Source organism: Pseudomonas sp. NFXW11 (genome assembly GCF_049887815.1).
Lineage (GTDB): Bacteria > Pseudomonadota > Gammaproteobacteria > Pseudomonadales > Pseudomonadaceae > Aquipseudomonas.
This window is the reverse complement of the sequence record NZ_JAGEKI010000022.1, coordinates 78,016-97,851: the sequence shown is the minus strand read 5'-3', so window position 1 is coordinate 97,851 and position 19,836 is coordinate 78,016. Positions and strand designations below refer to the sequence as shown.

Genomic DNA, 19,836 nt, shown 5'->3' with positions numbered 1-19,836 from the left:
GCTTAGGAGGCAGGTGTCAGTGGCTGGCTTGCAGCTGCGGCTGGGCTTGCGGCATGGCCGAAGAGTGATGGTTGAGGATCTTCCACTGGCCGTCGAGACGCTCGTAGAGGAAGGTGTAGCGCGCCTGCACCTGGCGCTGCTTGCCGTCGGCACCGGTCAGGGTGAAGGTGTAGACGCCGCTGTCCATGGCCGCGTCCGGGCTCAGGTGGCGGATCTCGCGGTAGTTGATCTGGCCCACGGGCTTGGACGCCATGAAATGCTCGAAGTAGTCCTGGATCTGTGCCGGGGTGCTACGCACCAGGTTGGACACCGTGGGTTGCAACACTGCGTTGGCGGCGTAGAGGTTGACCACCGCCTGCGGGTTGCCCGTTTGCAAGGCGCTGTTCCAGCGATCGAACAACCCGGCGATTTCCCGGTCCTGCACATTCTGTGGCTGCTCGGCCACGCTGCGGTACACGTAAGGGGTGGCTTCCAGGGCCTGGGCCAGGGGCGCGCCGAGCACCAGGAACAGCGCCAGGGCGGTGGTTTTCAGTTTCATTCACGGACTCCAGTGGGTTTCAATAGGCCCCACTGTGCCCGGGGCTCGCTCGGCCGCCATCGGCCAACCGGAGCCATCGGCCTATGCCATTCGGCAGATAGGCGCGCCCGGGGGCCCAGGGTCTAATGACCGCCGCCCCGTCCCTTGCCGTGCCGTTCGCCTGGAGTCCGCCGATGTCCACCCCGCCCCACGACCCCGCCAGCGCCCTGGCCCTGCGCAGCCATTATCGGCAATCGCAGAGCCGCGCCGCACGCCTGCGCCTGTTGGTGGACACCGGCCAGCAACTGTTGCAACTGCCACCGGCAGAGATGCGCCAGCGGGTGCTGCAACGGGCCTGCGCCTTTGTCGCCATGGACCACGGGCTGCTGCTGGAGTGGGACAGCGACGGCGTGACCCAGAGCTGCGCCGAACACGGCCGCGACGAGTACCTGCAAACCCTGCGCGCCCGGGCCGCAACACCCGCCGACGGGCCGCAGGCGCCGGCCCACCCCGAGGCCGTGCGGGTGCTGCTGCACCGCGCCGACGGCAGCGCCTTCGGCGTTCTGCTGCTGGCCAACAGCGTGCCCATCAGCGCGCCAGACAGCGAAGACCTGGAGTCCCTGCAACTGCTGACCACGCTACTGGCCGCGCACCTGGAAAACCAGCGCCTGGCCACCGACCTCAAGGCCCGTGAGCGCAGCATGTCGGAACTGGTGCAACGGCTGTTCAGTGCCCAGGAAGACGAACGCAAGCGCGTCGCCTACGACCTGCACGACGGCCTGGCACAAAGCCTGGCCGGGCTGCATCAGCGCCTGCAGGGTTTTGCCGGACGCTGCCCGCCCCTGCCCGCGGCACTCCAGGCTGAGCTGCAGGGCATCCTGCAACTGGCCCAGGGCTGCGTGGGCGAAGGCCGGCAACTGATCGGCGGCCTGCGCCCCCATGTGCTCGACGACTTCGGCCTGCTGCGGGCCATCGACCGCGAGGCCGACCGCCTGCGCGACGCCGGGCTGACCGCGCACTGGCAACAACGGGACCCGCAACGCCTGCCCGCGGCGGTGGAAATCGCCCTGTTCCGCATTGCCCAGGAAGCCATCAACAACACCCTCAAGCACGCCCGCGCCAGCCGCGTGCAGCTGAGCCTGACAATTGCCGATGGCCATGCCCAGCTCGACATCAGCGACAACGGCTGCGGCTTTCCCAACCCGCCGGCAGCGAACGCCGAACAGCTGGGCCAGTTGGCCATGCGCGAGCGCGCGCATTTGCTCGGCGGCCACTTCAGCTGCCACAGCCGGCCCGGGGGCGGCACCCGGATCGAGGCTCGGGTGCCCGTGCTGCCGCTGGAGCCAGGCCAATGAGCGCGGTGCTGCGCCTGGTGCTGGCGGACGACCATGAAGTGACCCGTACCGGTTTTGTCGCCCTGCTGGCGGGCAACCCGGAATTCGCGGTGGTGGGCCAGGCCCGGGATGGCGAGGAAGCCCTGGCCCTGTGCGAACAACTGCGCCCGGACCTGGCCATCCTCGATATCCGCATGCCCCGGCTCAATGGCCTGGGCGCCGCGCGCCTGCTGCAACAGCGCCAGCCCGAGATCAAGGTGGTGATCTTCACCATGGACGACAGCCCCGACCACCTGGAAGCGGCCATGGCCGCTGGAGCCCTGGGCTACCTGCTCAAGGACGCCAGCCGCGATGAAGTGATCAGCGCCCTGCAACGGGTGGCCCGGGGCCAGGAAGCCTTGAACAGCAGCGTCAGCGCCCGCCTGCTGCGGCGCATGAGCGAACGCGGCCAGGGCCAGGCGCCCCAGGCCCAGCCCCTTACCGCCCGCGAGCGGCAGGTGCTGGGGCTGGTGGCCGGGGGCTTCAGCAACCGCGAGATCGGCGAAAAGCTCGGCATCACCACCGGCACCGCCAAAGCCCATGTGGAACGGGTGATCGGCAAGCTCGGCGCCGCCGACCGCACCCAGGCCGCAGTGCGCGGCATCGCCCTGGGTCTGGTGAGCGAGCCTGCCGGGCAATGGCCATGAAGCTGCTGCGCGCCCGACGCTGGGCCGACCTGCCGCTGCGCGGCAAGGCGCTGGTGGTGATCTCCCTGCCGCTGGTGATCCTGCTGCTGTCGCTGGTGCTGATCTACAGCACCGAACGCCAGACCGCCCGCGCCGAAGAAGACGTGCGCCGGGTGCTGCAAGTGCAGGGCGATATCCAGGCGGTGCACACCCTGCTGGCCGAAGCCGCGGCCAGCGTGCGTGGCTACCTGCTGACCCGCCGCGAGGACTTCCTGCCCGCCTACCTGCAGGCCCGGCCACAGATCGAAGCGGCGTTGCAGCGCCTGGATCGCAATGTGCGCGATGCGCGCATGCGCGAGCACCTGCAAACCGTCGCCCCGCTGATCCGCACCAAGCTCGACGGCCTGCACGCCTTGCGCCACGGCAGCCCCGACGATGCCGCCAGCATCACCGCGATCCTGATCGACAACAAGCAGGTGCTGGACGTGCTGCGCGAGCAGATCAGCGCCATGCGCATTCGCGAGGACGCCCTGCTGGCCGAGCGCACTGAGGCCGCGGCGGCGATCCGCATGCGCCTGCTGCTGGCCACCCTGCTGGCCGCCTGCTGCGGGCTGTTCGGCGCCATTGTCGCGGTGCTGTTGCTGTCCCGCGGCATCGTCACCCGGGTGCAACAGGTGCAGGGCAATGCCCAGCGCCTGGCCCTGGGCCAGCCACTGCGCCCGCAAGCCCCGGAGCAGGATGAAATCGGCCAGTTGGGCACGCGCCTGGTGGAGGCCGGGCAACTGCTGGCCGAACGCGAACGGGCCCTGCGCGACAACGAGGAACGCCTGCGGCTGATTATCGACGGGGTCAAGGACTACGGGATCTTCGCCCTGGACACCGCCGGCCGGGTCACCACCTGGAACGTCGGCGCCGAGCGGATCAAGGGCTACCGCGAGCAGGAAATCATCGGCCGGCACTTTTCCCTGTTCTACCTGCCGGAGGAATGCCCGCAGCACCCGGACATGGCCCTGCGCGAGGCCACCGCCCACGGCCACTACATGGAAGAAGCCTGGCGCTGCCGCAAGGACGGCAGCCGCTTCTGGGCCAGCGTGGTGATCACCGCGCAATACGATGCCAGCGGCGAACTGCGAGGGTTTTCCAAGATCACCCGGGACATCAGCGACCGCCGGGTGGCGGAAATCGCCCTGGGCACCGCCCGCGAGGAAGCCGAAAGCGCCAGCCGCGCCAAGAGCGAATTTCTCTCGCGCATGAGCCACGAACTGCGCACCCCGCTGAACGCCATCCTCGGTTTCGCGCAGTTGCTGGACATGGATTCCAGCGCCGGCCAGCGGCCCCAGGTGGGGCATATCCTGCGGGCCGGGCAGCACCTGCTGGGGCTGATCAACGAGGTGCTGGACATTGCCCGCATCGAGGCCGGGCGCTTGCCACTGAATATCGAACCCGTGGCCCTGACCACGGTGCTGCACGAGGCCCTGACCCTGGTATCGCCGATGGCCGCCGACGCCGCCATCCAGCTCGCACCCCTGCCGCCCCTCGCGGCGCACAGCGGGGTGATCGCCGACCGCCAGCGGTTGATCCAGGTGCTGCTCAACCTGCTGTCCAACGCCATCAAGTACAACCGTGCCCAGGGCCAGGTGCGCATCGAGCTGGAGATCGACCAGGCGCGCCTGCGCATCAGCGTGATCGACACCGGCGCCGGCATCGCCGCCGAACAACTGGCGCGCCTGTTCAAGCCCTTCGAGCGCCTGGACGCCGCACCCAATGTCGAAGGCACGGGCTTGGGCCTGGCCCTGAGCAAGAGCCTGCTGGAGATGATGGACGGCAGCCTCAAGGTGCAGAGCACCCCGGGCAGCGGCAGCCGCTTCACCCTGGAACTGCCCTTTGTGCAACTGCCCGACGCAGCGCCCGTGGTGCCCTTCGCCGCGCCACTGCCGAGCCTGCCGGCGCCCCCTGGCGCCAGCCCCTACCAGGGCCAGGTGCTGTGCATCGAGGACAACCTGCAAAGCCTGGCGCTGATCGAAACCCTGCTGCAGCGGCGCCCGGGCATTCAGTTGCTGTCGAGCATGCAGGGCCAGATGGGCCTGGACCTGGCGCGCCAGCACCGGCCGCGGATGATCCTGCTGGACGTCAACCTGCCGGACCTGCCCGGCCTGGAAGTGCTGCAACGGCTGCGAGCCTCGGCCGCCACCGCCGCACTGCCGGTGCTGATGATCACCGCCGACGCCAGCGAACGCACCCGGCGCAGCCTGCTGGACGCCGGGGCCACGGCAATCCTCACCAAGCCCCTGCATATCCCGGCGTTCCTCGCCCACCTCGACCACTGTCTAGCGGAGCCTCTATGAGCGCCGATCTGCGCATCCTGATCATCGACGACCAGCGTCCCAACCTCGACCTGATGGAACAGCTGCTGGCCCGCGAGGGCCTGCACAATGTGCTGGGCAGCACCCAGCCACTGCGGGCCCTGGAACTGTTCAACAGCTTCGAGCCGGACCTGGTGATCCTCGACCTGCACATGCCCGAGTTCGATGGCTTTGCCGTGCTCGAACAGCTCAACCGGCGGATTCCGGCCAACGACTACCTGCCGATCCTGGTGCTCACCGCCGACGCCACCCGCGACACCCGCCTGCGGGCCCTGGCCCTGGGCGCGCGGGACTTTATCAGCAAGCCCCTGGATGCCCTGGAAACCCTGCTGCGGATCTGGAACCTGCTGGAAACCCGCGCCCTGTACAAGACCCTGCGCACCCTGGTGCCACCGGAGAAAATCGAACTGCTGCGCCCTGCCCGCCCCTGAGCCCCTCTTGCCCTGTGGCGAGGGAGCTCGCTCCCGCTCGGCCGCACCGCGGCCGCCAACCCGCCCCTACAACCCGCGAAAAAACTCCCCAGGCGTGGCATCAAACTGCTGACGAAAGGCAGCGATAAACGCCGAGGTGGAGTCGTAACCGCAAGCCAGGGCCACATCGGTGACCCGCTCGCCCTGCTCCAGCGGCGTCAGGGCGCCCAGCAGGCGCAGGCGCTGGCGCCAGGCGCGAAAGGTCAGGCCGGTGTCCTTGAGAAACAGCCGGCTCAGGGTTTTCTCGGCCACCCCCAGTTTCTCGCTCCATTGCCCCAGGGTGGTTGGCTGCTCGGGGTGGCCCTGCAAGCTGCGGTAGATGCTGCGCAAGCGCGGGTCGTGGGGCAGCGGCAGCATCAGGTCGAGCTGCGGCGCGGCGGCCAGCTGGTCCAGCAGCACCTGGGCCAGGCGGCCGTCGGCACTGTCCTCGACATACTCCACCGGCAACTCGCTGAAGGCGCGGATCAGCTCCCGCAGCAAGTCGCTGACCGCCAGCACCTGGCAGCTGTCGGTGGCGGCCCAGGCGGTGACGCTGCAATCCAGGTACAGGCTGCGCATCTCGGTGCGCGGCGAGCTGAACACCCGGTGCGGCACCCCGGCGGGAATCCACACCGCCCGTTGCGGCGGCGCGACAAAACGGCCGCCGCTGGTCTGGATCTCCAGCACCCCGGCAATCGCATAGGACAATTGCACCCAGGGGTGGCTGTGGCGCCGGGTCAGGGCCCGATTGGGCAGGGATTCAGTGCGCCCGTACAGCGGCCGCGGCAGGCTCGGCAGCCCGGGAATACTGCGGCGGACGATCTTTTCATGTCCTTTAGGCGGCATTAACTGGCTCCTTGGCGTTAGTCGGTAAATTGCACTCACGTTAGAGTCGCCCCATCGCACTTGGCAACCCCTGGATGATTCCGCTATGGCCCGCTCCCGATTGTTACCCGACAACTTCACCCTGACCCTGATCGGCGTGGTGCTGCTGGCCAGTTTCCTGCCAGCCAGCGGCCAAGTGGCGGTCGGTTTCGGCTGGCTGACCAATATCGCCATCGGCCTGCTGTTCTTCCTGCATGGCGCCAAGCTGTCGCGGCAGGCGATCATTGCCGGGGCCGGCCACTGGCGCCTGCACCTGTTGGTCTTTGGCCTGACCTTCGTGCTCTTCCCAGTGCTGGGCCTGGCGCTCAAGCCGCTGCTGTCACCGCTGGTGGGCAACGAGCTGTACATGGGCATGCTCTACCTCTGCGCCCTGCCGGCCACGGTGCAATCGGCGATCGCCTTCACCTCCCTGGCCCGGGGCAATATTCCGGCGGCCATCTGCAGCGCCGCGGCCTCCAGCCTGTTCGGCATCTTCCTCACCCCGCTGCTGGTGACCCTGCTGCTGAATGTGCACGGCGACAGCGGCTCGACCCTGGATGCAATCCTCAAGATCAGCGTGCAACTGCTGCTGCCGTTTATCGCCGGGCAGATCGCCCGCCGCTGGATCGGCGCCTGGGTCGGGCGCAACAAGAACTGGCTGCGTTTCGTCGACCAGGGCTCGATCCTGCTGGTGGTCTACGGCGCCTTCAGCGAAGCGGTGAATGAAGGCATCTGGCAGCAGATTCCACTGTGGGAACTGGGCGGCTTGCTGGTGGCCTGCTGCATCCTCCTGGCCCTGGTGCTGCTGGCGTCGAGCTTCTTCGGCAAACTGTTTGGCTTCGATCAGCAAGACCGCATCACCATCCTTTTCTGCGGTTCGAAAAAGAGCCTGGCCACCGGCGTGCCCATGGCCCAGGTGCTGTTCGCCGGCAGCACCATGGGCCTGCTGATTCTGCCGCTGATGCTGTTCCATCAGATCCAGCTGATGGTCTGCGCGGTACTGGCCCAGCGCTACGCCAAGCGCCCGGAATCGGTGGCCGAACTGATGGGCCAGGTCGACCCGTAGCCCGCTCTGCAAGGCGGCCCGGCGGCTGGCCGGGCCTGCGCGCAGATGGTGGTGAAGGTCGCGCAATGGCATGATGCCGCGGCGAAAATCATCAAGGACCGCTGATGTTTCCCCATCGAATCAAGGCACCGACCCAGGCCGACCTGCGCCTGCAGGTCGCTGCCCGGCTGGAGGCCGATCCGCAGGCCCGGGTCATAGTCCAGTGGCACAGCGTCGAGCAATACGATTGCCAGCTGCTGGAGCAGATCGACGCCCTCTGCACACGTTTTGGCGAGCGCCTCACCCTGCGTTTCTACGACCACTATTCGAGCAGGGGTCTTGATGCTCGGACCTTGCACGCCCTGCCCAACGTTCACTCGCTGAGCCTGGACGGCCTCGAGACCCTGGAACATTTCCAGGCCATTGGCAGCCTGCACCGGCTCAGGGATTTTGCCCTGGAAGTGTTCCGCGCCGATTTGCCCGGGCTGCTAGCCCTGCCCAACCTTGAACGCCTGCACCACCTGCGGCTCTCCCTGGACCAGGGCCCGGCCATCGACCTGGCGCCGATTACCCGCATGCCCGAGTTGCAGAGTCTGCACCTCAGCCCGCAGAGCCACGACCTGGAGATTCTGCGCCAATGCCCGAGCATCAGTACCCTGAGCCTGCATCGCCTGCCGGCCGAGACCACCCTGGGGATGGTCGCCGGCATGAGCGGCCTGCGCAGCCTGTCGGTGGCGTTCAGCGACCGTGAGCAGATGCCCGAGCTGCATCATCCCCATGTCAGGGAGCTGGAGATCCTGCGGGTGCGTGGCCTCAAGCGCCTGGACCTGGATGGCTTTCCACAGCTTGAGGTGCTGAAGATTGAGGACCAGGCGCAATTGTCTCGGCTGGATCTTTCCGGGCTGGCGCACTTGCGCAAGATGGCCCTGTCCAACCTCCAGAGCCTGGATGCCCTCGAGGGTCTGAAGGGCTCGCCGATCAACGAGCTGCGCCTGATCAAGACCCCGCAACTGGATCTGCACCAGCTGCTCGACCAGCAACTGCCGCCCAGCCTGCAATACCTCAAGCTGAGCAGTGGCAAACGTACCCTGGACAAACAGCTGCAAGCGCGGCAACAGCAACTGGGGATCGCGCAACCCACTGGCCCGTTTTGAACCAGCGGCCTGCCCATAAACCGACGACCTGCCCCTTGTAGGAGCGAGCTTGCTCGCGAAGGGCGCCCACCCTACCCCGTGCGGCGCTTTTGAGATCATCGCGAGCAAGCTCGCTCCTACAGATCGGTGTTAGCCTGAGCGCCTGTTTTTTTCGGGCCTGAGACGGAGAACCCATGTCCATTGCCGATAACCTGCTGGCCTTTACCCTGGCCGCCACCCTGCTGACCCTGACCCCGGGCCTGGACACCGCCCTGGTGCTGCGCACTGCCACCGTGGAAGGCAAGCAGCAGGCACTGCGCGCGGCCCTGGGCGTGAATGCCGGTTGCCTGATCTGGGGTGCTGCGGTGGCCTTCGGCCTGGGCGCGTTGATCGCCGTCTCGGAGCTGGCCTTCAACCTGCTGAAATACTGCGGCGCCGCCTACCTGGCCTGGCTCGGGGTGAATATGCTGCTGCGCCCACGGCAATCCTTCGCCGCCGCCGAAACCCCGGGCAAACGCGGCGCCAACTGGTTTCTCAAGGGCCTGCTGGGCAATGTGCTCAACCCCAAGGTGGGAATTTTCTATGTGTCCTTCCTGCCGCAGTTCATTCCCCAGGGCCAACCGCTGGTGGCCTGGACCTTCGGCCTGGTGAGCATCCATGTGCTGCTGGGGCTGCTCTGGTCGCTGTTGCTGATCGGCGCCACCCGGCCCCTGGCCGGGGTGCTGCGCCGCCCACGGGTGATCCAGTGGATGGACCGCACTACGGGGCTGGTGTTTGTGCTGTTTGCGGCAAGGCTGGCCTTGAGCCGACGCTGACAAACGCCAACCTCAGGCTTGCATCTCACGCCGATAGCGCTGCCATTCTTGCCAGCAGTCCTCGGCGACGAGGTCGCGGTAACCCCGCTCGTTTTCCATTGCCAGGGCAATACTGGCCGGCAGCGTGATGCAGGCGGCCCGATCGCGGATGTCCAGCACTTGCGCCTCGGTGAGGGGCTCGCCCTGGGCGGTCTCGGCGTTCAGCAGCACGGCCACCAACGCGGGTACAAATACAAGGCACAGCTCGTCGTTCATGGCTCAATGTCCAGGGCTAGGCAAAGGCCGGAAAGCCTACACAAATCCCCCCGCACAGCCAATAAACCCAGGCCAGCAAACGCGGAGCGCGGCCGATTCATGCCTCGGCCAGCACCAGGCCACGCTGCTCCAGCAGCTTCACGAAACTGCTCAGGCTTTGCGACACCGTCCCCCGCCGCCACACCAGCCAGGTGCGCAGGAAACGAAAGCGCGGCGACAGCGGCCAGACGCTGACCGTGGCCGCGCCGGGCATGCTTTCCAGCATGCTGCGGGGCATCAGCGCCAGCCCGGCGCCGGCGCTGACGCAGGCCAGCATGCCGTGGTAGGACTCCATCTCGTGGATCTTGCCCGGCACCGCGGCGTCCTGGGTGAACCAGCTTTCAAAGTGATGACGGTAGGAACAGTTGGCGCGAAAGGCGTAGATGCTCTCGCCATTGACCTCCCGCGCCCGGGTGATGGGCCCGTGCCCCAGGGGCGCGATCAGCACCATTTCTTCCTCGAACACCGGCAGCCCTTCCAGGGTCGGGTGGCGCACCGGGCCGTCGACAAAGGCCGCCACCAGGCGCCCGGACAGCACGCCTTCGATCATGGTGCCCGAGGGGCCGGTGGACAGGTCCAGCTCGACCTTGGCGTATTGCTGGTTGTAGGCCGCGAGCAAGGCCGGGATGCGCACCGCCGCGGTGCTTTCCAGGGAGCCCAGGGCGAACGGGCCCTGGGGCTCCTCGCCGGCCACGGTCAGGCGCGCCTCGGCCACCAGGTCGAGAATGCGCCGGGCATAGTCGAGGAAATTCCAGCCGGCAGGCGACAGGCGCAGGCGACTCTTCTCGCGGATAAACAGCTCCACCCCCAGGTCCTGTTCCAGCTGCTTGATGCGCGTGGTCAGGTTCGATGGCACCCGGTGGATCAGTTGCGCGGCGGCGCTGATGCTGCCCTGCTCGGCAACCGCCTTGAAAATTTCCAGCTGGACCAGATCCACAACATTCTCCAAACGTGAACGACTCACTTAATATTATTCAGTTTTCAGCAAAGAAACAGCCCCGTAACCTGCCCCCATTCCCACCTAGCAGGACGGCGCCATGACCCTCGTTTCCAGCCACACCCATGCCCTGTCGATCAACCCCGCCAATGGCCAGCAGATCGGCGCCTACCCCTACCAGTCCGCGGCCGAGCTGGACGCCGCGCTGAACCGCGCCGCCGCCGGCTTCGCCCAGTGGAAACGCCAGGGCATCGCCGCTCGCGCCAGCCGCCTGAGCGCCCTGGCCCAGGTGCTGCGCGACAGCAGCGAAGCCATGGCGCAAATGATCAGCCAGGAGATGGGCAAGCCACTGCCCCAGGCCCGGGGCGAGATCGAGAAATGCGCCCAGCTGTGCCTGTGGTACGCCGAGCACGGCCCGGCCATGCTCGCCCCGGAAGCGACCCTGGTGGAAAACCACAAGGCGCGCATCGAGTACCGGCCGCTGGGCCCTATTCTTGCGGTGATGCCGTGGAACTTCCCGATCTGGCAGGTGCTGCGCGGCGCGGTGCCGGCGCTGCTGGCGGGCAACACCTACGTGCTCAAGCACGCCCCCAATGTGATGGGCAGCGCCTACCTGCTGCTGCAGGCCATGCAGCGCGCGGAATTCCCTGAAGGGGTGTTCGAGCTGATCAACGTCACCCAGGACGGCGTGTCGCAAGCCATTGCCGACCGCCGCATCGCCGCCGTGACCCTGACCGGCAGCGTGCGCGCCGGTATCGCCATCGGCGCCCAGGCCGGCGCCGCGTTGAAGAAATGCGTGCTGGAGCTGGGCGGCTCCGACCCCTTTATCGTGCTCAACGACGCCGACCTCGACGAAGCAGTAAAGGCCGCGGTAATCGGCCGTTACCAGAACAGCGGCCAGGTCTGCGCCGCCGCCAAGCGCCTGATCGTCGAGCAAGGGGTGGTGGCGGAATTCACCCGCAAATTTGTCGAGGCCAGCCGTGCCCTGGTGATGGGCGACCCGCTGGCGGCCGACACCTATATCGGCCCCATGGCCCGCTTCGACCTGCGAGACGAGCTGCACCAGCAGGTGCAGGCGACCCTGGCCGAAGGCGCCAGCCTGCTGCTGGGCGGCGACAAGCTGCCGGGCGCCGGCAACTACTACCTGCCCACGGTGCTGGCGGACGTCACCGACCAGATGACCGCGTTCAAGCAGGAACTGTTCGGCCCGGTGGCCGCCATCATCACCGCCCGGGACGCCGAGCACGCCCTGGCGCTGGCCAACGACAGCGAATTCGGCCTCACTGCGACGATTTTCACCCAGGACCTGGAGCGGGCCCGGCAGATGACCGACGAGCTGGAAACCGGCGGCGTGTTTATCAACGGCTACAGCGCCAGCGACCCACGGGTGACCTTTGGCGGCGTAAAGAAAAGCGGCTTTGGTCGCGAGCTGTCGCACTTTGGCGTACGCGAGTTCTGCAATGCGCAGACGGTGTGGCTGGATCGGCGCTGAAACCCGGGCCGTGCTGAAGGCAGCGGCCTCCCGCCAGGGGCCGCTGCCAGTGTTGCCACCCAAGGCGACTTTCCCCTCACAGGCCTGTTCAGGCTTTACCCCTCGCCCGCAGCTTGTATGATGGCGCCCTGCCAAAAAGCTGCCCGGCCGGCCTGATACGCCTGCCCCCTGCCCCACTCGGGCACCCCGCTTTTTCCCCGATTTCAGCATCCGCCAGCCAACGCACCCGGGCCCTTGCAGGCTGTGGGCACGACGGATCGCGGCCAGCCTTTAGGAATGTGCATGAACAGGATTCCCCACCCTCGCGCCCTGGACACCGGCACCTCGGGCCTGACCCGCAACCTGCTGGGCCTGCTGCTGGCCGGCAGTGCCTCGGTGGCCAGCGCCGGCACCACGCTGCCGACCCAGACCGTCAGCAGCGAAGAGAGCTTCGGCTACCGCGCCGACAGCGCCGCGGTGGGCGGTTTTGGCGAAACGCCGCTGCTGGATACCCCGGCCGCCATCAGCGTGATCAACCAAGAAATGATCAAGGACCAGCAGGCGCGGCTGCTCAGCGAGGTGCTGAAGAACGACGCCTCGGTGGGCCAGAACTATGCGCCGGTGGGCTACTACGAAAACTTCACGGTGCGCGGCTTTGCCCTGAACGCCGCCAGCAGCTACAAGATCAACAACCGCACCGTCAGCGGCGAGCAGAACGTGGCCCTGGAGAACAAGCAGCGGGTGGAGTTGCTCAAGGGCCTTTCCGGCCTGCAAAGCGGGGTTAGCGAACCCGGTGGCCTGATCAACTACGTGACCAAGCGGCCCACGGATGTTCGCTCGGTCACTGTCTCTACCGACGATCGCGGCAGCGGTTATCTGGCCACCGATGTGGGCGGCTGGTTCGGCAGCGAGCAGCAGTTCGGCCTGCGCGCCAACCTGGCCCATGAAGACCTGCACTCCTATGTGGAGCACACCAATGGCCAGCGGGATTTCGCCTCCCTGGCCTTCGACTGGAACATCAGCCCCGACGCCCTGCTGCAACTGGATATCGAGTACCAGAACAAGCAGCAGCGCTCGGCCCCGGGCTATCAGCTACTGGGCGGCAGCGCCCTGCCCCATCATGCCTCGCCGAAAAAACTCCTGGGGCACCAGAGCGGCTCGAAGCCGGTGACCAATGAATCGCTGAATATCGGCGGCCATTTCGAGTACCGCTTCAATGATGACTGGAAGGGTAATCTCAGTGCGTCCCGCAGCAAGGTAGTGATCGATGATTACAGCTCGTTTGCCTGGGGTTGTTACGACTGCGGCGTACCCGGTAAAGGCAACTTCTTCGGTTACGACGGCAAGTACGATATCTACGACTTCCGTAGCCCTGACGACACCCGGCGCAACGATGAAGTGCAGGCAGTGCTCAATGGCCGCTTCGACACAGCGGGCCTGGGCCATGAGTTGAGCGTGGGGACCAGTGCGTTTCGTCGCGTGGTGGATAATCGCGATCAGATCATGCACCGCGTCGGCAACGACGACGGCAGTGGCAATATCCACAGCGAGCCCGGAAACTTTGCACGCTACAACGGCCCACTCGGCGACTCTCATCGACGCCTGGACAGCCGCCAGTACGGCCTGTTCCTCAGCGACCGCATCAGCTTCAACGATCAATGGCAGACGGTTCTTGGCGGACGTGAAGTGCGCCTGGATGAAAAGGCCTTCAACAGCCAGAACGGCACGGAGCGCCAAACCCAACGCTATGTATTCCTGCCCCAGGCCGCCTTGATCTACAAACCGATCAGCGACCTGTCGCTGTACACCCAATACAGCAAGGGCCTGAGCCTGGGAGGCCAGGCGCCGTGGTTCGCAGAGAATCAATTCGAAACCCTGGCCCCCACCCTCTCGCGGCAGATCGAAGCCGGCATCAAGTACGACTGGCAGCGCATGAGTTTCAGTGCCGCGCTGTTCCAGATGCGCCAGGCCTACCAGTACTCGCGCCCGGATGCCGACGGCAGGTTCACCTACGTCCAGCAGGGCCAGCAAAAGAACACCGGCCTGGAGCTAGCGGCCACTGGCTGGGCCAGCCAACGCCTGCAGATTGCCGCCAGCGTCGCGGCGATCCGCTCCCGGGTCGAGGGCACTGGCACCCCGGCCTACGAAGGCCACCAGGCCCTCAATGTGCCTAAACTACGCGCCAGCCTGCAGGGCGACTACGCCCTGCCCTGGCTCGACGGCCTGGCCCTGCTGGGGGGCATGCAATACAGCGCCAGCCAATACGCCGACCGCGTGGGCAATGTCGAGACCGGCGCCTACGCCATCTTCAATATCGGCAGCCGCTACAGCACCCGCATTGATGGTTACGACACTGTGTTTCGCCTGACCGTGGACAACCTGTTCGACAAGCGCTACTGGCGCGACACCGGGGAATACATGGGCGACGACTACCTGTTCCAGGGCGCGCCGTTGAGTGCGAGGTTGAGTGCTTCGGTGAATTTCTGAGGCAGACGGCCCATGGTTATGGGGCCGATCGCCACCTGCGGCAGCGGCTGCAACGGCCGCGAAAGCCCGGGCGTTGCGGCTTGCCGGAAAAGCTGCAACGCCGACACAGGCTGGCCAGCTGAATCTCGACCAGAACACCTTGCGTACCGACCGCCAGCCCCCGACGCCGACTCGCTACACATAGCGTCACCGCGCCCACAGCCTTGGCGGCATTCATCTGCGCCACCGCCTTCAGCAAATCCTCCTGAAATTGCAACATCTCCTGGCCCATGGCTGACGACCTCTCTGCGTGGAATACACCCTGGCGTCGATTAGCCCAATAAGAATGGGTTGCCGATGGTTATCCCACAGAATGCCAAGGCAATCAGCGTCTTCAGCCTGGCTTACAGAAAAGACAGACGCTTCCTACAGCACGGCTGGGTAGCAGTAATAGCGACATGAAACACCTGAAACCTCACCCGCTTGCCCTGCAGACGGGAGCGCTCCAGAGCCTCCGTTTCTTAAGGTGCATCGCTACGCAATGACTCGAAGCTGCCAACCTACTTGATCGGTTACTTGGTCGGTTACTTGGTCGCTCTGGCTCCAGCTCCAAGGATGATCAAACGTCCAACCACCAGTTCAACAAGGTCTCGTCCTCATCATCATCGAGGTTCTTATAGACATTGGCGTAGTACCACTCGATCCCGGTTTGCTCACGAAAACCATCAAACACCGCATTGATCCGCTGCATGCCATTGGTTGCCGGCACAGCGAAAGACAGCGTCCCCTCAAACAGCCCATCCAGGGTTCCGCCCAGCTCACCAACGACCTGTTTTTCCAGCGCGCCAACCACCGCCGGATCAATGCAATCGGCATAGATCTGAATGCAGAAATTACCGCCCCGCTTCAGAACCTCAGCCGGCGCATCGGGATTGCGGATTGAAACGATATCGCCCCGCGCCAGGTTCTGCGCCAGGCCCGGCGAGGACAGCAGCTCAAAGGTGTACTGATCGATCTGCCGCGCCAGCAGTTCCTCGCGCACGGCGCCGCCGTCATCGGCCATATACACCTGGATCAGTACCGGTGATTGCTTGTCGTTCATTGAAGCTCCACTGCTTGCCTATTCAACACAGGGCCTGCCTGCGATAACCATTTATGCCCACCCGGAAACACCCCCTCCCCGGCTCAAGGCAAGGGCGCAAAGTGCCCGCCGCCCTCATTCCAGCGAAACCCCGGCAAGGTACAGTCCTTGAAGCTCATGCGCAGCGCCTCGCCTTCGCCCTGCACCTGCAAGGTATCCACCCCCAGATTGCGACACCCCGGCGACGCCAGCGTCAGCGTGTTCAGCAGCTTGCCACTGGTCTTGTCCATGATCTCGACCGCGAGGATTCGCTGATTGTTGCCCTGCATCGGCACCTGGAAATACCAGCGCGGGGTGGAGGCACTCTGCAACAGCCGGGTAACCGGTTGCGGCCAGGAGCGATCCGAATCCACCAGGGCCACCAGCTTCAGCGCCATGGGCAAGGTCTTGCCGGTGCGGTAACTGGTCCAGGTGCCGCGCACCTGTTCCTGCTGGCGGTAGTTCATCAAGTCGTTGAACTGCAAGCGCGCCACCGGCAAACCCTGCTCGTCCAGCTCATCCATGGCCATCACCTTGTTGCTGTAGCTGAAGGTCGGCTTGAGACGGATCGGCGTGCGATAGCGCTGATAGAAATAGGTGCCCTGGTACAGCGCATTCTGGCTGCCAAAGGTCATGACAATCGGCAGCTTGCCAATGGTGCCCTCGTACACCCCTTCGGACGCCTGGGCCGGCAGCAGCCACGCCGCCAGCAACAGCAGCGCCAGCCCTCGCAAACAATCAAGCAGACGCATCAGAAACGCTCCTCGCCGGATGACAGGTACTGCAGCCGCTCGGGGCTGATCACCCGGTAGTAGTCCCAACGCCGGGTGCGTTTTTCGTAATCGGTAAAGCCCTGCTGGCTGAACTCCATCTGGCCGCTGGGGGAAAAGCGCAGATCACCTTCCGCGGCGAACTGCTCCATCTGCGGGTGCCGCAGATACACTCGGCTATCGCGGTAGAACAGGTAGTACTGGGTGGGCGAGCACCACTGCCGGCCATCCGCCTCGGTCAGGCGATAGCTCTGGGCGCGGAAATCCATGCGTTGCTCTTCCTGGAAATGGCCGAAGCTCAGGGTTTGAGTGCCCACCGAGGCCATGCACCACGATCCCTGGATCTCCTGCACCTGCCGGCCGTTGTTGCGACTGATCACCCGGATACTGTCCACCCGCCCGACCTCCTCCCCGGCCTTGCGCGAGGCATGCACAGCGAAATAGAAATCCCGGTCGAACACCGGCTGCAACAACTCACCGTCAAAGGCCTCCCGCTGACTGCCGCCAAAGCGCATCACCCGCTGCAACTGCAACGGCTGCTGGGTGCCCGTGCGCAGATCCACCAGCGAACCCTGCAACGACTCCGCGCCCTCGGTGAAGGGCTGCAAGGATACGGCCGTCGCAGGGAGGGTTGGGTTGTCCATGATGTTGATCAGCAGCGCGGAGCCGGGGTGGAAAGGTGTGGACTCCAAGGCCATCGGCAGGCGCTCGGATTCGGTAAACCAATAGCCGGACATACCGCCGCCGTATTGGGAGTCGTAGGTTAGGGCCAGTTCAACCGGGGTGGAGCCGAGGGTGCCGCGGTAGGTGGTGGTGGGGTTGGCTTGGGCGGTGGGGGCCGCCAGAACGATGCCCAACCAAAGCGCAGGCGTCAGACGGAAAAGGAAGTGTCGCAGGTAACGCCGTTTACCAGCCTTTTTTTGCGTACTGCCGCCAATGGGCCGGGTCATGCCTGCGCTCCTTGCGATGGGGAAAAGGGGCGCAGGATAGCAAAAGTTAGGACGTCAGCCCTGGAATAGGTTTGTTTTCACGCTGCTAAAACCTTTACAGGTTAAATAGCGCTGTATTCAAACAGCACAATCATTTTTAGCCAACATCCTCTGGCAGCACTGTCCCATTTGGTGTTGTTTGCTTTAGAAAACGGATACGTTTTGGAGGCTGAACAAGCTCCGAACCGTAATTCAACGAGTACCGGTAAAAAACCTTACTCAAAATTCGAAATCTCCTACAATCTTCCTTCCCATTTCTGACACAGCTCTCAGTCGCGCCAGCTGTAGTCAAACTACGAGGCAAGATTGTGAGCACTGTAGTTGCCCCCACTGAAACACTAATCGACACCCATCACCTAGCAACTGCTCTACAGCGCTTCGCCGACGACCGCGACTGGCAGCAGTTCCACTCCCCCAAAAACCTGCTCCTAGCCCTCACCGGAGAAACCGGAGAACTCTGCGAAATCTTCCAATGGATGAGCGAAGCCGACGCTAAGGAAGCAGCCAAGCGTCCAGAAACGGCTCAAGCCGTGAAAGACGAATTGGCCGACGTACTCATGTACCTCGTGCGACTAAGCACTGTGCTAGGCGTCGATCTCAACGAGGCGGTGACAAACAAACTCGCGATGAACGGCCAGAAGTACCCCGTCGACAAAGCCAAAAGCACCAGCAAGAAGTACGACCAACTCTGACCCCTTGGGCTCTAAGGACCACTTGTGATCGTTTACTCGGCGACCAAACAACAATTCCTCGATGTTTGCGACAACAACGATATTGAAGAGGTGATCCTCAAACACTTCAAAGAGGCCACAGGCAAGAAAGTGGCGGCCTCAGAGATCCGGTCTTGGCAGGGTTCACTCACTTACATGGCCAAGGTCCTAAGAGACAAGGATCTACCGGAGGATGCCGGAGTAGCCATTGAGCTACATATTCCGCAATCCATGAAACGCATCGATTTCTTGCTGACAGGCCACGACCAAAACCAGGGTAAAAATGCGGTGTTGGTGGAGCTGAAGCAATGGAGCAAAGCCAGCGCCACCAGTAAGGATGCGATCGTAAAAACCGCGCTGGGTGGCAGCCATGTTGAAACCATTCATCCGTCCTATCAGGTTTGGTCTTACGCCACTTTGTTGGAGGGTTTCAATGAAGCCGTTTATGACAAAGGCATCAAAGTCCACCCATGCGCCTACCTGCATAACTATGTCAGCGATGGTGTTATCAACTCGGCTCACTACGATGCCTATACCAGCAAGGCGCCTTTATTCCTAAAAGGTCCTGACGAGTTGACGAAACTGAGAAGTTTCCTCAAACAGCACATCTATTACGGTGACAACCAAGACGTTCTTTATGAGCTTTCTAGCGGTAAGAGCCGCCCCTCCAAAGCGTTGGCTGAAGCACTGAGCGGGCTGATGGAGGGCAAGCCTGAGTTCGTTTTGATTGATGATCAAAAGACCGTCTTCGAGTCGGTACTCGCCGCGGTCACAGAAGCTTCTGCCGATGCTCCTAAGGTCTTGATCATTGAGGGTGGTCCAGGCACTGGGAAAACGGTGGTAGCCATCAACCTCTTGGTACAGCTCACCGCTTTACAGCTGATGAGTAGGTATGTCTCGAAAAATGCCGCCCCTCGTGCTGTGTACGAGAAGAAGCTGGTTGGCACTATCAAGCCCACTAGGTTTTCCAGCCTGTTTTCCGGCTCGGGGGCCTACACCGAAATCAAACCTGATTTTTATGACGCGCTGATCATTGATGAAGCCCACCGACTAAATGAGAAAAGTGGCTTTTATGGCAACGAGGGTGAAAACCAGATTAAGGAACTGATTGGGTCCGCTAAATGCTCAGTATTTTTTATCGACGAAGATCAGCGCGTAACCCTGAAGGATATTGGTAGCAAACAAGCGATTCGCGCTTTTGCTAAGGCTCGAGGGGCAACGGTGGAGGAATACACCTTGTCTTCTCAGTTCCGTTGCAGTGGTTCTGATGGCTACTTGGCATGGCTGGATGACGTACTGGGAATTCGCGAAACCGCGAATCCATTACTCGATGCCAGTGAATACGAATTCAAGGTGTTCGATTCACCACAGGCGATGCATGAAGCAATCGAACAAAAGAACCACGGAAACAAGGCGCGTGTCGTCGCAGGTTACTGCTGGCCATGGAGCAGCAAAAAAGATCCTAAAGCCAAGGATATTGAAATCGGTGAGCACTACGCCCGCCAATGGAACCTGGATCAAGATGGCAGCTTGTGGATCATTGCGGAAAAATCCGTGGATCAAGTCGGCTGTATTCACACCTGCCAAGGGCTGGAGGTGGATTACATCGGTGTGATCATCGGGCCAGACTTTGTCGTGCGAGATGGAAAGGTAGTGACATCCCCCAAAGAACGAGACAAATACGACAAGTCGATTCGTGGTTGGAAAAGGCTGATGAAGGAACAACCCGACTTCGCGCAGCAAGAGATTGATCTCATCATCAAGAATACCTATCGGACCTTGATGACTCGAGGAATGAAGGGCTGCTACCTGTACTGTACCGACCCAGAAACGGCGCAGTATTTTTCTAGTCGACTTGCAAAGGATGGGGCAGGTTTGTAGGCGTCATTAGTCT

General features: G+C 63.6%; 18 protein-coding genes. 11 read left to right on the top strand and 7 right to left on the bottom strand.

Annotated features, from left to right (window positions below; genetic code table 11):
* Nucleotides 1-16: 16 nt before the first annotated feature.
* Nucleotides 17-538 (bottom strand): SgcJ/EcaC family oxidoreductase, encoded by a 522-nt coding sequence (locus tag J4P02_RS26935; RefSeq protein ID WP_426196090.1) that lies wholly within the window; start codon nucleotides 536-538, stop codon nucleotides 17-19.
* Nucleotides 539-711: 173 nt separating this feature from the next.
* Between J4P02_RS26935 and J4P02_RS26930 the strand changes: the two genes are divergently transcribed.
* From J4P02_RS26930 to J4P02_RS26915, 4 genes are read left to right on the top strand one after another with little or no spacing between them, the layout of a single operon-like run.
* A complete protein-coding gene (locus J4P02_RS26930; protein ID WP_426196087.1) occupies nucleotides 712-1,872 on the top strand; it encodes a sensor histidine kinase in 1,161 nt (386 codons plus the stop codon).
* Complete coding sequence (locus J4P02_RS26925) at nucleotides 1,869-2,537, top strand: response regulator (protein WP_426196085.1); 669 nt, start codon at nucleotides 1,869-1,871, stop codon at nucleotides 2,535-2,537. The genes J4P02_RS26930 and J4P02_RS26925 overlap by 4 nt, the downstream gene beginning before the upstream one ends.
* A complete protein-coding gene (locus tag J4P02_RS26920; protein WP_426196083.1) occupies nucleotides 2,534-4,861 on the top strand; it encodes an ATP-binding protein in 2,328 nt (775 codons plus the stop codon). Before J4P02_RS26925 ends, J4P02_RS26920 begins: the two co-directional genes overlap by 4 nt.
* Nucleotides 4,858-5,310, top strand: a complete 453-nt coding sequence (locus tag J4P02_RS26915) for a response regulator (protein WP_426196081.1) — start codon at nucleotides 4,858-4,860, stop codon at nucleotides 5,308-5,310. The genes J4P02_RS26920 and J4P02_RS26915 overlap by 4 nt, the downstream gene beginning before the upstream one ends.
* A gap of 66 nt (nucleotides 5,311-5,376) precedes the next feature.
* Here J4P02_RS26915 and J4P02_RS26910 read toward each other — a convergent pair whose 3' ends face one another.
* Nucleotides 5,377-6,174, bottom strand: a complete 798-nt coding sequence (locus tag J4P02_RS26910) for an AraC family transcriptional regulator (protein ID WP_426196079.1) — start codon at nucleotides 6,172-6,174, stop codon at nucleotides 5,377-5,379.
* 85 nt (nucleotides 6,175-6,259) lie between these two features.
* Here J4P02_RS26910 and J4P02_RS26905 point away from each other — a divergent pair, with 85 nt between their 5' ends.
* From J4P02_RS26905 to J4P02_RS26895, 3 genes are all read left to right on the top strand, one after another.
* The gene (locus J4P02_RS26905) at nucleotides 6,260-7,258 is read left to right on the top strand and encodes a bile acid:sodium symporter family protein (protein WP_426196077.1); all 999 of its coding nucleotides are present in this window, start codon (nucleotides 6,260-6,262) and stop codon (nucleotides 7,256-7,258) included.
* Between the two features lie 104 nt (nucleotides 7,259-7,362).
* The gene (locus tag J4P02_RS26900; RefSeq protein ID WP_426196075.1) at nucleotides 7,363-8,391 is read left to right on the top strand and encodes a hypothetical protein; all 1,029 of its coding nucleotides are present in this window, start codon (nucleotides 7,363-7,365) and stop codon (nucleotides 8,389-8,391) included.
* Nucleotides 8,392-8,564: 173 nt separating this feature from the next.
* Complete coding sequence (locus J4P02_RS26895) at nucleotides 8,565-9,185, top strand: LysE family translocator (RefSeq protein WP_426196072.1); 621 nt, start codon at nucleotides 8,565-8,567, stop codon at nucleotides 9,183-9,185.
* Between the two features lie 12 nt (nucleotides 9,186-9,197).
* On the opposite strand, the gene J4P02_RS26890 is transcribed toward J4P02_RS26895, so the two are convergent.
* Nucleotides 9,198-9,440 (bottom strand): hypothetical protein, encoded by a 243-nt coding sequence (locus tag J4P02_RS26890; RefSeq protein ID WP_426196070.1) that lies wholly within the window; start codon nucleotides 9,438-9,440, stop codon nucleotides 9,198-9,200.
* A 97-nt stretch (nucleotides 9,441-9,537) separates the two neighbouring features.
* On the bottom strand, nucleotides 9,538-10,416 hold the full coding sequence (ptrR, locus tag J4P02_RS26885; RefSeq protein ID WP_426196068.1) for a putrescine utilization regulator PtrR: 879 nt from the start codon (nucleotides 10,414-10,416) through the stop codon (nucleotides 9,538-9,540).
* A gap of 100 nt (nucleotides 10,417-10,516) precedes the next feature.
* On the opposite strand from ptrR, the gene J4P02_RS26880 reads away from it, so the two are divergent.
* Together J4P02_RS26880 and J4P02_RS26875 are read left to right on the top strand one after the other, a co-directional pair.
* Complete coding sequence (locus tag J4P02_RS26880; protein ID WP_426196066.1) at nucleotides 10,517-11,908, top strand: aldehyde dehydrogenase family protein; 1,392 nt, start codon at nucleotides 10,517-10,519, stop codon at nucleotides 11,906-11,908.
* Between the two features lie 282 nt (nucleotides 11,909-12,190).
* Nucleotides 12,191-14,374, top strand: a complete 2,184-nt coding sequence (locus J4P02_RS26875) for a TonB-dependent siderophore receptor (RefSeq protein ID WP_426196064.1) — start codon at nucleotides 12,191-12,193, stop codon at nucleotides 14,372-14,374.
* 598 nt (nucleotides 14,375-14,972) lie between these two features.
* On the opposite strand, the gene J4P02_RS26870 is transcribed toward J4P02_RS26875, so the two are convergent.
* The 3 genes from J4P02_RS26870 to J4P02_RS26860 form a co-directional block, all read right to left on the bottom strand.
* A complete protein-coding gene (locus J4P02_RS26870; protein ID WP_426196062.1) occupies nucleotides 14,973-15,455 on the bottom strand; it encodes a DUF4265 domain-containing protein in 483 nt (160 codons plus the stop codon).
* An 83-nt stretch (nucleotides 15,456-15,538) separates the two neighbouring features.
* A complete protein-coding gene (locus tag J4P02_RS26865) occupies nucleotides 15,539-16,225 on the bottom strand; it encodes a hypothetical protein (protein WP_426196060.1) in 687 nt (228 codons plus the stop codon).
* Entirely contained in the window at nucleotides 16,225-17,193 is a 969-nt protein-coding gene (locus J4P02_RS26860) for a hypothetical protein (RefSeq protein ID WP_426196058.1), read from the bottom strand. The genes J4P02_RS26865 and J4P02_RS26860 overlap by 1 nt, the downstream gene beginning before the upstream one ends.
* Nucleotides 17,194-17,540: 347 nt before the next feature.
* Here J4P02_RS26860 and J4P02_RS26855 point away from each other — a divergent pair, with 347 nt between their 5' ends.
* Together J4P02_RS26855 and J4P02_RS26850 are read left to right on the top strand one after the other, a co-directional pair.
* Entirely contained in the window at nucleotides 17,541-17,924 is a 384-nt protein-coding gene (locus tag J4P02_RS26855; RefSeq protein ID WP_426196056.1) for a nucleotide pyrophosphohydrolase, read from the top strand.
* Nucleotides 17,925-17,948: 24 nt separating this feature from the next.
* Nucleotides 17,949-19,823 carry a DNA/RNA helicase domain-containing protein gene (locus J4P02_RS26850; RefSeq protein WP_426196054.1) on the top strand — a complete coding sequence of 625 codons (1,875 nt, stop codon included), beginning with the start codon at nucleotides 17,949-17,951 and terminating at the stop codon, nucleotides 19,821-19,823.
* The last annotated feature ends 13 nt before the right edge of the window (nucleotides 19,824-19,836 follow it).